The organism is Paenibacillus popilliae ATCC 14706 (assembly GCF_000315235.1).
In the GTDB taxonomy this organism is placed as follows: Bacteria; Bacillota; Bacilli; order Paenibacillales; family Paenibacillaceae; genus Paenibacillus_B; species Paenibacillus_B popilliae.
Map to the genome: position 1 here is coordinate 1 of NZ_BALG01000407.1, position 12,323 is coordinate 12,323.

The following is a 12,323-nucleotide window of genomic DNA, read 5'->3' on the forward strand; positions in this document are numbered from 1 at the left end:
TTTTGCAGTCATTTTCTTCATTGTGTTAGGGATAGTAAGTTTAAAAGTGCTTTCTAAAGTTACAGGTGACGATCCAGCAGGTCCAATATCACTAGGTCTAATGGGCATTTTAGCAACAAGTATCATCGCAGCCATTGTGGACGCACTTCAAAAGCCAATAAAAACATCCTAGAATTAAAACCAAAAAATGATTAACGTTTCGGTAAAATTTAATCAACTTAATTAACGAGATGCTTTTTTATGAAACAAGCGGCGAAAATAATGACCAATCCGATTGGTATGATACCTGGAGGGTCAACTCTTTCCGCCATGAGATAGTAGAGTGGCATACCTAGCAGGTACAAGGTACTGATCGTGATGGCACAGTATTTTATATCCTTTATGGCGAATATTTCCATTTTGAAAAATGGGAAAGCAAAAGCGATTCGTTTTTCAACATAAGAAGCGATATGTAAGACTTTGGATTGTCAGCCTGGAGATATTGTAGAGTATAAATGTGACGAAGATACTCAAGAATAATACTCAATGCTTCTTGTTATTTGGTGGAGCCAGAAGAACAGCTGTCTAGGAATAAACAGCTGTTCTTTTTGTTATAATTGTCTTCCTATAAAAACACTCCCTTTGAGTGGAACTAAGTTGAAATGTAACTCGGTTATTTCAATTGTTGAGATTGATTACCATTATCAAGCAGGTTATAATCATTTTATTTCCCGTGTGAATGATAAACAGAAACTGACAGAAGGTGTAGATGAATAGAAGGGAGTAGGACTGGCTATGTTAGCTTCCGACATTATGGTTCGGCGGGTTATCAAGGTAAAGGAAATCGATACGGTCAAACAAGCAATCGAGCGATTTGTCGCTTGCCGGGTAAGTGCGCTGCCCGTTGTCAACGAGCGTAACGAGATTTCCGGGTTAATCAGCCAACGCGACGTGATGCACTATATTCGAAATTTTGATATTCAATTTTGGCTATTCCAGATGTATATGCCACTGCCCGTATATATCGATGAAGAAGCCATCGGATCGAAATGGAAGCGCTTGGCCGGCCGCAATGTTATGGAAATTGCCGCACGCAATGTGACAACGGTGCCAGTTGACTCTAAAATTGAAGAGGTGGCCACGTTATTTTGTAATAGACAGGTCCAAAAAGTCATCGTGGAGAGGAACGGGGTACTGGCGGGGATGATCAGCCGTGGCGACATGATTCGATATTTAGCCGAATGTAGCTTGTCCTCAGGTTCCGGCTCGCTGTCAAGATAGTTATCTGAATTCTTCTCATCTGAGCTCAAATGGCAGCAAAATAGTTCAGGTAATACCGAAATCATTCATAGGCAGCTCCGCTATGCCGAGGTATGATAGAGGGGAATCATTTGGTTGCAGCGTTCTGGTCGAATGCGGTAAATGGATGGAGGGACGATTCATGACAAAAAAACGTGTTGGCATCGTTGGTTGCGGTAATATTTTCCCGATGCATGCCAAGTCTGCGGAGTTAAATGAACTTGCGGAATTAGTGGCTGTATGCGATGTCAATGAGGAGCGGGCGCAAAAAGCAGCAACGCAATACAACTGTAGCTATTATTTGGACTATAAACAACTGATTGATGAAGCTGGTCTGGATGTTGTTCATGTATGTACACCACACCATATGCATGCGCCTGTCGTTATTTATGCGGCAGAGAAAGGCAAGCATGTCATCACGGAGAAGCCGATGAGCATTACCGTGGAAGATGCGGAAGCGATGATTGAAGCGTGCCGCCGCAACAAGGTTACATTTGGCGTCATCTTCCAAAACCGCTACAATCCCGGCTCGGTGCTGATTAAGCAAGCGCTAGATAGCGGCAAGCTGGGCCGCGTCTTGGGAGCCCGCTGCTCGGTCACATGGAAGCGAACGGACGAGTATTATAGCTTAAGCAATTGGAAAGGCACCTGGGATAAGGAAGGCGGCGGAGTCATTATCGACCAGGCTATTCACACGTTGGATTTGATGAGATGGTTTGTTGGCGACGATATTGCGGCGATATCCGCTCATCTTGAAAATCGGACGCATGAAAAGATTGACGTGGAAGACGTGGCTGACGGGGTGATCCAGTTTAAAAACGGGGTCATGGCCTCCTTTTACGCCATGAATTATCACAGCTATGATGCTCCCGTCGAGATGGAGCTGCATTGCGAGAAAGGGAAAGCGTATATCCGAGCTGAGAAAGGCAGCATTTTCTATGACAATGGCACGGAAATCAGCCGCGATTCGGATCGCACCAACCTTATCGATTATGGCGAAGGAGTCAAATCGTATTGGGGCATTAGCCACATTCATCAAATCGGGAATTTCTACGATGCGGTCGTCAACGGCGCTCCACTGCATATTACCGGGGAAGAGGCATTGAAGACGCAGAAAATGGTTGCGGCGATTTACCAATCCGGGAAAACGGGGGAAAAAGTTCACTTTTAAGGCGGAACCACGATGTGGGTCTTTATTCCCGTGGGGTGACCGTTAGATTCAAAAAAAGGTTGAGTTAGGGGGTTGCATTTGTTCCCGTACTCGACCTTTTTGCTTCTTCACTGCCCACGTAAGCATATGGTGGGACCCGACCTCGAGGCTTGCCTTCGACAATTCACAAAGCAGGAAGCGTCTAAATCCTCCTTACCCGGATTTCCCGATTTCCTTTGCTATTAGAAGTCTAGGAACGCGCCAACGGCCACCAGCAATAAGAGCATCCCGCTAATCAAGGTCCCGAATTGCCCGACGGTAAATTTGCCGATGCGGACATGCGTCAGCCTGATGCCGAAGGCCACTCCGGCCCCCACGGTGACGAAGCTGCCGACCGCCGCCAATATCGAGATGAACAGCGGGGAAAAACCGAGCAGGCCAGCCCCGACGCCATTGGTCAATGCATTGGCTGACAGCGCGACGCCAAGCACGGCGGACTCCACGAAGCCAATGCTCTTGGGGCTGGCTGCTTCCGGGCAATTGCTTAAATATTGATTCTTGCGCGGAACGGACATTAATATGATGCGCAGACCGATCACCACGAGCAGACAGGCGCCCAACACGACCGGAAGGATTTCGGGCAGCACGGTGGTAATGAACATCCCGAAATAGATGCCGCACATGCTAAAGAGAAAACAAATTACGGCAATAAAGAGATTCGAGAGCAAATGGATGCGAATATTCCGCACGCCATAGGACAAGCCGACTCCCAAATTATCGATGCTCGACGAAATGGTTAACGCCGCAATCATAAACCATGATGTCATTTGGTTAGCTCCTTTTTTATGTAGCCATCATCACAGCAAAGCTGTCTTTACGTTCTGATCTCACCATACCTTTTTTGTATCGGTCGAAACTAGCTTTTACTTTATGTTCCTCACCACCTTCAATTCATCTGAATTTCACATTGCCATCGTATAATGAAAGCGATACGGCGGCGCGGATCGGATGATGCCGCTTACCGCCGCCACAGCATGCAGAAAGTAGGTACAAGCCATGTCATATCACATTCTTGTCGTTGAAGATGACGGATATATTCAGGAATTGATCAAGGAATTTCTCACTGCCCATTCTTATCAGGTGGATGTCGCGGATAACGGCTTGGAGGCTTGGCAGATGATGGAGCGGACCGACTACGATCTCGTGATTCTAGACGTGATGCTACCGAGTATCGATGGCTTCTCGCTTTGCCGCATGATCCGCAGCGCCCAATCCACGGTTCCGATAATCATGCTAACGGCATTAAGTGAAGAGAAAGATCAACTGAAGGCGTTCGAGTTGGAGGCGGACGATTATATTTCCAAGCCCTTCTCCTTCAACGTGCTGGTCAAGCGTGTCGAGGCGGTGCTGAGGAGAGCGAAGAACGGGAATCCGGCGCTGCCGGTCAACGATATGACGTTCGAACGGCTGCGCATCGATTTGAACAGCTATAAAGTGTATGTCGATGAGGAATGGATCGATATGACGATGAAGGAATTCGAGATATTGCAGGCGCTGCTGGAGAACATCGGCCGCGTAATGACGAGGGAGATGCTGCTGGAGCGGATATGGGGCTACGATTATTACGGCGACAGCCGTATCGTGGATGCACATATTAAGAACATTCGCAAAAAAATTGGGCTGCCCTATATTAAGACGGTGAAAGGGCTGGGCTATATGATGGAAAGGGAGAACGGATGAGGAAACGGGGAATCGCCTTCAAAATTTTTGGCATCACTTCGGCGTTGCTAATCGTATCCGCGCTCATTCTTTATTTGACCCTGTTTTTCCTCCTGCCCAATTATTACTATAAGTATAAGGAAGCGAACGTGAGCAGCAAAGTCCAGTCCTTGATCGAGAGCTTGGACGCCGTGAATGCAGAAGAAGCGGCCAAGCTGCTGTTCCACTTCGAATTCGCCAACAACGTGCGCGTCGTACTCCGCGATCCGGCAGGAGAGGTGGCGTATCCGGCCAGTCCTGGCTCGATGGATCCAGCATACATTGATGAATTGATGCTAGGGCCGAAGCCGCCTGGGGTAACTCCCTTCCATCCGGACGGTCCGTTCCGGCCCGGGGAGCACGGCGGCAAGGATGGTGGCGGGACGAACTTTATTTTGCTTGAGGAGACAGTACAGTTCACCGATCAGGCGGGGGAATACAAGCTGTTCGTCTATTCTCCCGTACAGCCGATCGATGAAGCATCCCGAGTCATTCTGATGTTCCTGCCCTATATGTCCATTGTCATCCTCGGGATTGCGATGATTGGCGCGGCCATCTATTCGAAGCTGCTCTCGAAGCCGCTGATCCATCTGAACCAGGTGGCCTCCAAAATGGCGCAGCTTGATTTCACCATGCCGTCGACCATTCGTTCCAAGGATGAGTTGGGCGAGCTGTCCTCCAATCTGAACATTCTTGCCGGCAATCTCCAGACGAGTATGAGCGAGCTCAAGCAAGCCAATGAGAAGCTGCGGGATGACATTCAGAAGGAGCGGGAGCAGGAGCAGAAGAGACGCGAATTCGTCGCCACGATCTCTCATGAATTGAAGACGCCCATCACCGCCGTATCCGGCCAACTGGAGGGGATGCTGCATCAGATCGGCTCGTTTAAGGATCGGGATAAATATTTGCAGCAGTCGTATGAGATTATGAAGGAGATGGAGAAGCTCGTGCACGAGATTTTGAACATTTCCGAGCTGGAGAGCTTTGATTTCAAGCCGCGGATCGGCAAGGTTCATTTGTCGGCCCTGATTCAGCGCAGTCTGGACCAGTTCCTCTATTTCCGTGACATCAAGCAACTGGAATTCGATATCGACATCGAGCCTGATCTGTATATTCAAGCGGATGAGAAGCTTATCTCTCGGGCGGTAGCCAATCTGTTAAGCAATGCGGTCAAATATTCCGGGGATGGAGAGACGGTCGGCGTCTCACTGCGGCGGACCGGCAGGGAAGGCTTGCTGCTGAGCATATTGAACACCGGGGCGCAGATTGAAGCTTCCCAGCTTGAGCGCATCTTCGAGCCTTTTTACCGGGTAGAAAAATCAAGAAACCGCAAAACCGGAGGCAGCGGCCTCGGCTTGTATATTGTCCAGAAAATACTTGATATGCATGGACTGCGCTATCACATCCGCAATGTCCCGGAAGGCGTGCGGTTCGACATCCATTTTACGTAAAAGACTCGGATATCCGGGTCTTTTTATCTTTCTTGCAAAATTCATGCGCCCTTCACAAGAAATTCAAACGGCCTCTCTATACTTGCCCTATACAGTACAAGGAGGTGAAAGAAGTGGGAGCTGCATTGAAATACCGCCAAGAGCAGAAGTTCTACGCTAACGTGCATCAATACATGGTTATTCGGCAGCGGCTGAAGAGCTTGATGCAGACGGATCCGCATGCCGGGCCGTCAGGTGAATATCATATTCGGAGTCTGTACTTCGACGATATCAACAACAAAGCCCTCCATGACAAGCTGGGTGGCATACAACATCGGGAGAAGTGGCGGATCCGTATCTATAACCTGCAGGGCAAACGGATTCAATTGGAAAAGAAAATCAAGCGAGATGATTATATCGCGAAGGTGAAGGAAGAGCTGTCGCCCGGCCTGCTTCAATCGATCATGGTGGGCGATATCGAGGCGCTCAACCAGCCGGACAGACCGCTGCTCTATGAGATGTATCGGGAGATGAAGCATCGGCTTCTCCGCCCGAAGGTCATCGTTGATTATGTGAGAGAAGCGTACATCGCCTGGACGGGCAATGTCCGAATCACGTTCGATAAGCAACTGAAGACAGGACTGAATGCCACAGATCTGCTGAGCCGGGATGTGGCTGTCATCCCAGCTCTCGATGAGAACTTCGTTATTATGGAAGTGAAGTATGACGAGTATCTCCCAGAGTATGTCCAAGCCGCCTTGCAACTTGAAGGCTTGAAGCGGAATTCGGCATCTAAATATGTGATTTGTAGGAAGTTCATCAAAACAAGTATATGGGAGGATCAATAATGGATTCAACGACGAAACTAACGTATTCCGATATGATAAAAAGTAGTTTTCTTAAAAATTTCCAATCCGATATCAGTGTGCTGCAAATGGTGCTTACGTTGGCCATAGCCTTTGCAATCGGACTATTTATTTTCATGCTGTATAAGCGGGTATTCAGCGGGGTGCTTTATTCCAAAAGCTTCAATATTTCGCTCATTGGCCTATCGTTGATTACGTCGCTTATTATTATGGCCATTAACTCGAACCTGATCTTGTCGCTCGGGATGGTTGGCGCGTTGAGCATCGTGCGGTTCCGGACGCCGATCAAGGATCCGACGGATCTGATCTTCCTGTTCTGGTCCCTATCGGTCGGGATTGTGACCGGGGCCGGATTCTATACGTTGGCCATTGTTGGCTCGATTGTCGTCGGTCTTGTGCTGTTCCTGTTCTCGAAGAAGACGTCGCTTGAGACGCCTTATCTGCTCGTCGTCAACTGCGAAGGCGAACAGGCGGAATCCGAGCTGTACGGCTGCATGTCCAAGTCCGTGAAGAGACATAGCGTGAAGCAGAAGACGGTGACGCCCGGCAATATCGAGCTGACCTTGGAGCTGAGACTGGCCGATAGCGAGCCGCGGTTCGTGAACCGCGTCACGGAAATTAATGGCGTTAAGAATGCGGTGTTGATCAGCTATAACGGAGACTATGTATCATAACCGCGGGAGGTGGATGAACGTGATTCGAAGATCATTCGTCCCCCTGGGGATAGTGCTGCTCGCTTGGATGATGCTGCTCGCCGGATGCAGCACGACGACGGATTCGAACGTTGCGAAGCTCTCGGAGGAGCTGTTCCCGAAGGATAAGGTGATCGAGGTGAACATCACCATCGATGCCGATGATTACAGCGATATGCTCGAGAATCCGACGGGTAAAGAGGTGAAGGCGGCCTCCGTGCAATACAATGGTTATGAAGTGGACAATGTCGGCATTCGAACGAAGGGGAATTCCAGCCTGACCGGCGTCGCTTCGTCGGATTCGGACCGGTATAGTCTCAAGCTGCTGCTCGATGAATATATTGACAGCCAGAATCTGCTTGGCATGACCAGCATCAACCTGAACAACAGTTACAGCGATCCGTCGTTCATCCGAGAATACTTGACGTATGAATTGTTGGGGGAGATGGGGCTTCCTACGCCAGAATTTGCTTTTGCCAACGTATCGATCAACGGCGAGCCGGTCGGATTATTTCTGGCCGTCGAGCAAATTAACGAATCGTTCCTGAGCCGGAACTTCGAGACCTCATACGGCGTCTTGTATAAGCCGGATGGACAAGGCAGCGACCTGAGCTGGCGCGGGGACGATATCTCCTCCTACAGCGGGCTCAATCGCAAATCGAAATCGTCCGATGACGAACTTACGATCAAGATGCTCGATGAGCTGAACAACGGGACGGATTACGAGAAATATCTCAATGTCGACGGCATTCTGCGCTATATGGCCGTCAATACGGCGACCGTTAACATGGACAGCTACCAGGGGAACTTCAACCATAATTATTACCTGTATGAAGAGAACGGCGTGTTCTCGCTCATTCCGTGGGACATGAATATGGCCTTCGGGGGATTCGGCGGGAGCAAGGATAGCCTGATCGGGATGTTGATGGATGAGCCGACCATGGGCGCGGTCACGAACTACCCGCTGGTCGACAAGCTCCTGCAGAACGACACGTACAAGGAGCAGTATCATCAATATATTCAGCAGATTATTGAAGGATATTTGTCGCCGGAGCGGCTGGAAGCGAGGGCGCAGGAGATCGCGGATATGATCGATGCGTATGTCGAGCTGGATCCGACGAAGTTCTATACGTATGATGAATTCAAGCAATCGCTCACCAGCAACGTGAAAAATATCCCTGGACTTCTTCCCTTTGCCGAGGCACGGGTCAGCAATCTGAAGCAGCAGTTGGACGGCACGCTCCCTTCCTATGACAAAGGGGAAGGCATTCAGGGAGGAATGCCGGGCAGGGGCGGCATGAGCGAGCCAGGCAACGGCGCGGGTGACACGGCGCAGGCAAACCCGAGCGGCGAAGCATCGCCGGATGCGGGCCAGCCGCCGAACGGAGGAGAAGGACAGAATGTAGAGAACGCAGCGCCGGGGAGTCCCGACGGAGGCAGGCAGATGAACCCGGGCGGCGAGGCAATGCCAGAGTTCGACGGGAAAAGGCCGGATATGGGCAATGGCCAGATGCCGAACGGCGGTAGACCGGGAGGCAATCGCGAGCAAGAGGATGCCGCAGCGATGAACGATCGGGTAAACGAAGCGATAACGGTCGGCATCGTCTTCCTTCTGCTTATCGGAGCTATCTTCTTTGTCCGGAATTATAAAAAGAGAAGCTTATAAAACAGTGCTGTACAGAGCGCCCTCATCCGAAGGGCGCTCTTGCTTATTCCTTGAATGTCTAAAAGGAGGCGATTATCCGCCGGAGGCAAGATCAGGCCAACACGGGTTTTGTCGCAAGTGCTTCCGCACTGGCACGCATATCCAATACTAGACGACGCCTCTGTTGCCGACAGATGAAATATTCGAGTCAGCCACATCAGGATCTATGGTATTTGTAGCACTTGCAGCACTATTGGCGTTCATAAAATCGCCTGTATTAAATGATCCCGATCCGCCATAACTTTTCGAGGTGCTCTCTGGTGATACTTGGATGGCATCACCAATATGCACAACTCCACCTGATGTTACGCTGACGACTTTCATATTTCCAACTATGGAGGGCATACTAAACACCTCAATTAGCAAAAATATATTCATATGCCATTTTTCCTATGTTACACGAGCTGGAGTGCAGACTCTATCTACCGCATTACACTTACTTTCTGTTTAGCGTTTGATATTTTTTACTCTTGATTCACACTGAATGGAGCAATTTGAGCCAATTTGAATAACCGATGAGTTCCCTGCTGCGCTTACTTCTATTCCCCTTACTTTTATAAATTTCGATTTGTTCATCACGTTCATTTGTAAGGGGTCAGGCACATGTAATTCGGGGATCTCTTTTGAAAAAATCGGAAACTCGCTAAAATCTCTGTCCGTTCCTTGATAGGTGGTTGTCTTACCTTGGATGATCAGATCTTTCGAATCAGACGTTACTCTTTGGGCATCTCCAACAAGAAGTATGGAACTCAATGAAATACTGTCGACCCGCAGCATCTGCACGCATGAGATTCTCATCAGGTTATGTTTTTGGAGGAGGAACCGAAGACTCAGGGGGTAATGACTCCTCCGGCGGAGATTCAGAAAGAGAAAACAATCGGATCTCATTCGTATCTCCGACCATCAATACAGATGAACTGGAAACTCCGATCACCCGGATCGTATTTACATTGATTTCTTTATTAATGACTGTCATTCGCATGAGGATGCTCCTTTTGTAATTATATCCACATGTTCTTCGATAGCGATGTGGATATCATTTATGACCTTATCTACGATTTGATCTTGGGCACGTGATAGATCATGTGCTGAATTTTCATCCATTTGGTCAATATAATATTGAATTCGGTCATTCATTTGCTTTTTCAGATCACGGATCATACGTTGACGATACTCATTATCCACCGTCACTTGGCGTAACTTTGTCGTGGACTCAATCATATCCGGGACGCTGCCATCAAGATAACGGTCAATACGTTGGGATGCGGAGCGATAAATATCGGAATATTTATCCTTCGAGCTATGATCCCAACTGCACCCTTTTTCCGCCATGTCCTCAATGGATTTTACCCCTTCTGGAGTAACCCCGATTACTAATGTTCCGTTCAGATTTTCTATCTTTAACTGGTCAAATCGATACTCGATTTTGTCAATCGATATTTGTTTCTTATGTTGCAAGTCAGCAAGTTCTTTGTTTACTTCTTCGAGCTTCTTCTCCAAATTGTCCATTTTACTTGCTTGCCACTGGATATAAGTATGAAGTTGATTGAAATAATGGTTCCATTCAGACGAAGCATGATTCATCATGGTTCCTCCTGTTATTCTTATTCTCAAGCCGGTGGTGGTAAAGGGACTAAAGCAGCTTCAGAGCCACCCTCAGCGCTCTGTGGAGCCGGTTCGGGAGCGCCGCCTGTGCTGGATGGATGGGATTGCGGTTGAATAACGCCTGCACTGCCAATCTGCAATACGGAAGAATTGGATAATGTGTTCACACATACGTTTTGAATCGTAATGCTTTGGTGGACAATAAGGTTCATACGATACCACCTTTATCCTCATGTGTCATTATTCAGAAGTCGAGTTGTCCTAGCGGAAAGGAGTACCTAGGTGCATTAGCGCTATTGTATTATTTATTGCTAATTTCGCGAATAGCGTATGTTATGCAGGCAGATGCCTATTTGTTACTGTAACCTAGGTGAACACCTAAAGGATCAAATTCATAGGATATAAAAACATCGGGCCAAGGGGGTGATTAGGTTGAACAAAGCTTCAAACGGTACAATGGATTGGAAGAAATTCGAACAATTTTTTGGCGGCAAATTTCCTTTCGTGGATATAGGAAGCGGGAAGCTTTCGGATAATTGGGTCGAAAACTATGTGCAGCGGATTGTGAATAGCGTCCCTGTTGTGTCCAAAAATAAGTTAATTCAACATGAAATATTTCAGACACATCATTATGTATTCATCAAAATGAATATTCCCGATTCGATTCGTGAAAAAGAGTTGCAGGTATCCGTAAGTTCCCATCAGCTTAAAATTGAGGGCTTGCCAGAGGATCAAAAATATGTAATTCAACTCCCGGTAGTCGTTAAGGCTCGGGAAAGCAGAGCTAGCTATAAAGATGGCATATTACAAATTAAAGTGAGAAAAAATGACGATGACCTGGATTTCTATCATGTGGGTATTCGTTATGAATAAGGTCGACGGTTAACTCTATCATGAATCGGATTGATTGTACCTCTGTCAATAGAGTAGACACAAAGAATCGAGAAAACTATGCTCCCTTTCATCTTGTAGGTGTGCAACCGCGCCTGGTAATCGTGGGAAGCATACTGGCTGCCGCGATCCGAGTGGTGCAGTACCTCTCCGCGCGGTCGCTGCTGGCTGTAGGCGCGGTCTAGAGCCGTTAATACCAGCTTTTTGGTCATCCACTCATCCCTATGAAAACCAACGATTTTACGGCTGTACAGATCCATGATGCTTGCTAGATACAACCAACCTTCATCCGTCGGGATATACGTAATGTCAGCCACCCAGGCTTGGTTTGGAGCGGACGGCCTAAATTGGCGGTTCAATACGTTCTCATGGACAGGCAGGTTGTGCTTCGAGTTCGTTGTCGCCTTGTATTTCTTTACCGTACGCGAGCGCAAACCCAGTTCCTTCATGATCCGAGCCACTGTTTTCTCGGAGACATGTACGCCCTCCTTATGAAGCTCTTTGGTGATTTTGGGACTTCCGTATAATCGGCGGGACTTCAGGAAAATACGGCGGATACGCCGCTTTAGCTTGCGGCGACATTCTTCACGCTTGCTGGCTTTTCGGGTTGTCCATTTGTAATAGCCGCTTCGAGATATGTCAAAGGCTTCGCACATCTTCGAGACTCGACACTTGAAGCGATGATCGTGGATGAATGGATAGATCAGTGCCGGTCTTTGGCGAAGAGTGCACCGCCTTTCCTTCTTCCTGGATCATCTAAAAGTCTGGTGAAAAATAGTTATCGAGGTCAGATTGAGCAGTAACAAGGACGGCAAAAAGCAAAGCGTAGTTGGGGGAGTAAATGTGTTGCGAGCACGGAACTACCGCCTACTGGCCGTTTTTTCTTAAACCGGCAGAGTCGTTTCAAATTTTGGACAATGGCTGTCCACGTGGCCTGCTCCTGCATGC

General features: G+C 48.2%; 14 protein-coding genes and 3 pseudogenes. 10 read left to right on the top strand and 7 right to left on the bottom strand.

Annotated elements, in window-relative coordinates:
• Positions 1-218: 218 nt before the first annotated feature.
• Complete coding sequence (locus tag PPOP_RS25635) at positions 219-398, bottom strand: DUF2975 domain-containing protein (protein WP_148278001.1); 180 nt, start codon at positions 396-398, stop codon at positions 219-221.
• Here PPOP_RS25635 and PPOP_RS21255 point away from each other — a divergent pair.
• The 3 genes and pseudogenes from PPOP_RS21255 (at position 358) to PPOP_RS17770 (ending at position 2,449) form a co-directional block, all read left to right on the top strand.
• Positions 358-519 (top strand): annotated as a pseudogene (locus tag PPOP_RS21255) (helix-turn-helix domain-containing protein). The gene PPOP_RS25635 and the pseudogene PPOP_RS21255 sit on opposite strands and share 41 nt — an antisense overlap.
• A 255-nt stretch (positions 520-774) precedes the next feature.
• Positions 775-1,260 carry a CBS domain-containing protein gene (locus PPOP_RS17765; RefSeq protein WP_006288050.1) on the top strand — a complete coding sequence of 162 codons (486 nt, stop codon included), beginning with the start codon at positions 775-777 and terminating at the stop codon, positions 1,258-1,260.
• 160 nt (positions 1,261-1,420) lie between these two features.
• Positions 1,421-2,449, top strand: coding sequence for a Gfo/Idh/MocA family protein (locus tag PPOP_RS17770; RefSeq protein WP_006288051.1), 1,029 nt, complete (start codon positions 1,421-1,423; stop codon positions 2,447-2,449).
• A gap of 221 nt (positions 2,450-2,670) precedes the next feature.
• On the opposite strand, the gene PPOP_RS17775 is transcribed toward PPOP_RS17770, so the two are convergent.
• Entirely contained in the window at positions 2,671-3,255 is a 585-nt protein-coding gene (locus PPOP_RS17775; protein ID WP_006288052.1) for a manganese efflux pump, read from the bottom strand.
• A gap of 229 nt (positions 3,256-3,484) precedes the next feature.
• Between PPOP_RS17775 and PPOP_RS17780 the strand changes: the two genes are divergently transcribed.
• The 5 genes from PPOP_RS17780 (at position 3,485) to PPOP_RS17800 (ending at position 8,840) form a co-directional block, all read left to right on the top strand.
• Positions 3,485-4,168 carry a response regulator transcription factor gene (locus PPOP_RS17780; protein WP_006288053.1) on the top strand — a complete coding sequence of 228 codons (684 nt, stop codon included), beginning with the start codon at positions 3,485-3,487 and terminating at the stop codon, positions 4,166-4,168.
• Positions 4,165-5,637 carry a sensor histidine kinase gene (locus PPOP_RS17785; protein ID WP_006288054.1) on the top strand — a complete coding sequence of 491 codons (1,473 nt, stop codon included), beginning with the start codon at positions 4,165-4,167 and terminating at the stop codon, positions 5,635-5,637. Before PPOP_RS17780 ends, PPOP_RS17785 begins: the two co-directional genes overlap by 4 nt.
• A gap of 113 nt (positions 5,638-5,750) precedes the next feature.
• Positions 5,751-6,464: a polyphosphate polymerase domain-containing protein gene (locus PPOP_RS17790; protein WP_006288055.1), complete on the top strand. Its 714-nt coding sequence runs from the start codon at positions 5,751-5,753 to the stop codon at positions 6,462-6,464.
• Positions 6,464-7,156, top strand: a complete 693-nt coding sequence (locus PPOP_RS17795) for a DUF4956 domain-containing protein (protein WP_093471109.1) — start codon at positions 6,464-6,466, stop codon at positions 7,154-7,156. Before PPOP_RS17790 ends, PPOP_RS17795 begins: the two co-directional genes overlap by 1 nt.
• 13 nt (positions 7,157-7,169) lie before the next feature.
• On the top strand, positions 7,170-8,840 hold the full coding sequence (locus PPOP_RS17800; RefSeq protein ID WP_006288057.1) for a CotH kinase family protein: 1,671 nt from the start codon (positions 7,170-7,172) through the stop codon (positions 8,838-8,840).
• Between the two features lie 147 nt (positions 8,841-8,987).
• Here the strand turns inward: PPOP_RS17800 and PPOP_RS17805 are convergent, their stop codons facing one another.
• The 3 genes from PPOP_RS17805 to gerPC all read right to left on the bottom strand — a co-directional run bounded on the left by PPOP_RS17805 (position 8,988) and on the right by gerPC (position 10,463).
• Complete coding sequence (locus tag PPOP_RS17805; RefSeq protein ID WP_006288058.1) at positions 8,988-9,257, bottom strand: spore germination protein; 270 nt, start codon at positions 9,255-9,257, stop codon at positions 8,988-8,990.
• A 69-nt stretch (positions 9,258-9,326) separates the two neighbouring features.
• A complete protein-coding gene (locus PPOP_RS17810; RefSeq protein WP_159101856.1) occupies positions 9,327-9,662 on the bottom strand; it encodes a spore germination protein GerPE in 336 nt (111 codons plus the stop codon).
• A 189-nt stretch (positions 9,663-9,851) separates the two neighbouring features.
• On the bottom strand, positions 9,852-10,463 hold the full coding sequence (gene gerPC, locus PPOP_RS17815) for a spore germination protein GerPC (protein WP_006288060.1): 612 nt from the start codon (positions 10,461-10,463) through the stop codon (positions 9,852-9,854).
• Position 10,464: 1 nt separating this feature from the next.
• Between gerPC and PPOP_RS25510 the strand changes: the two genes are divergently transcribed.
• The gene (locus PPOP_RS25510; RefSeq protein WP_306304728.1) at positions 10,465-10,602 is read left to right on the top strand and encodes a hypothetical protein; all 138 of its coding nucleotides are present in this window, start codon (positions 10,465-10,467) and stop codon (positions 10,600-10,602) included.
• A 1-nt stretch (position 10,603) separates the two neighbouring features.
• Here PPOP_RS25510 and PPOP_RS25515 read toward each other — a convergent pair.
• Positions 10,604-10,696, bottom strand: a pseudogene (locus PPOP_RS25515) (spore germination protein GerPB); the annotation flags it as partial.
• 211 nt (positions 10,697-10,907) lie between these two features.
• Between PPOP_RS25515 and PPOP_RS17820 the strand changes: the two are divergent.
• On the top strand, positions 10,908-11,357 hold the full coding sequence (locus PPOP_RS17820; RefSeq protein WP_422730665.1) for an Hsp20/alpha crystallin family protein: 450 nt from the start codon (positions 10,908-10,910) through the stop codon (positions 11,355-11,357).
• On the opposite strand, the pseudogene PPOP_RS23035 reads toward PPOP_RS17820, so the two are convergent.
• A pseudogene (locus tag PPOP_RS23035) lies at positions 11,348-12,106 on the bottom strand (IS3 family transposase); the annotation flags it as partial. The gene PPOP_RS17820 and the pseudogene PPOP_RS23035 sit on opposite strands and share 10 nt — an antisense overlap.
• Between the last annotated feature and the right edge of the window lie 217 nt (positions 12,107-12,323).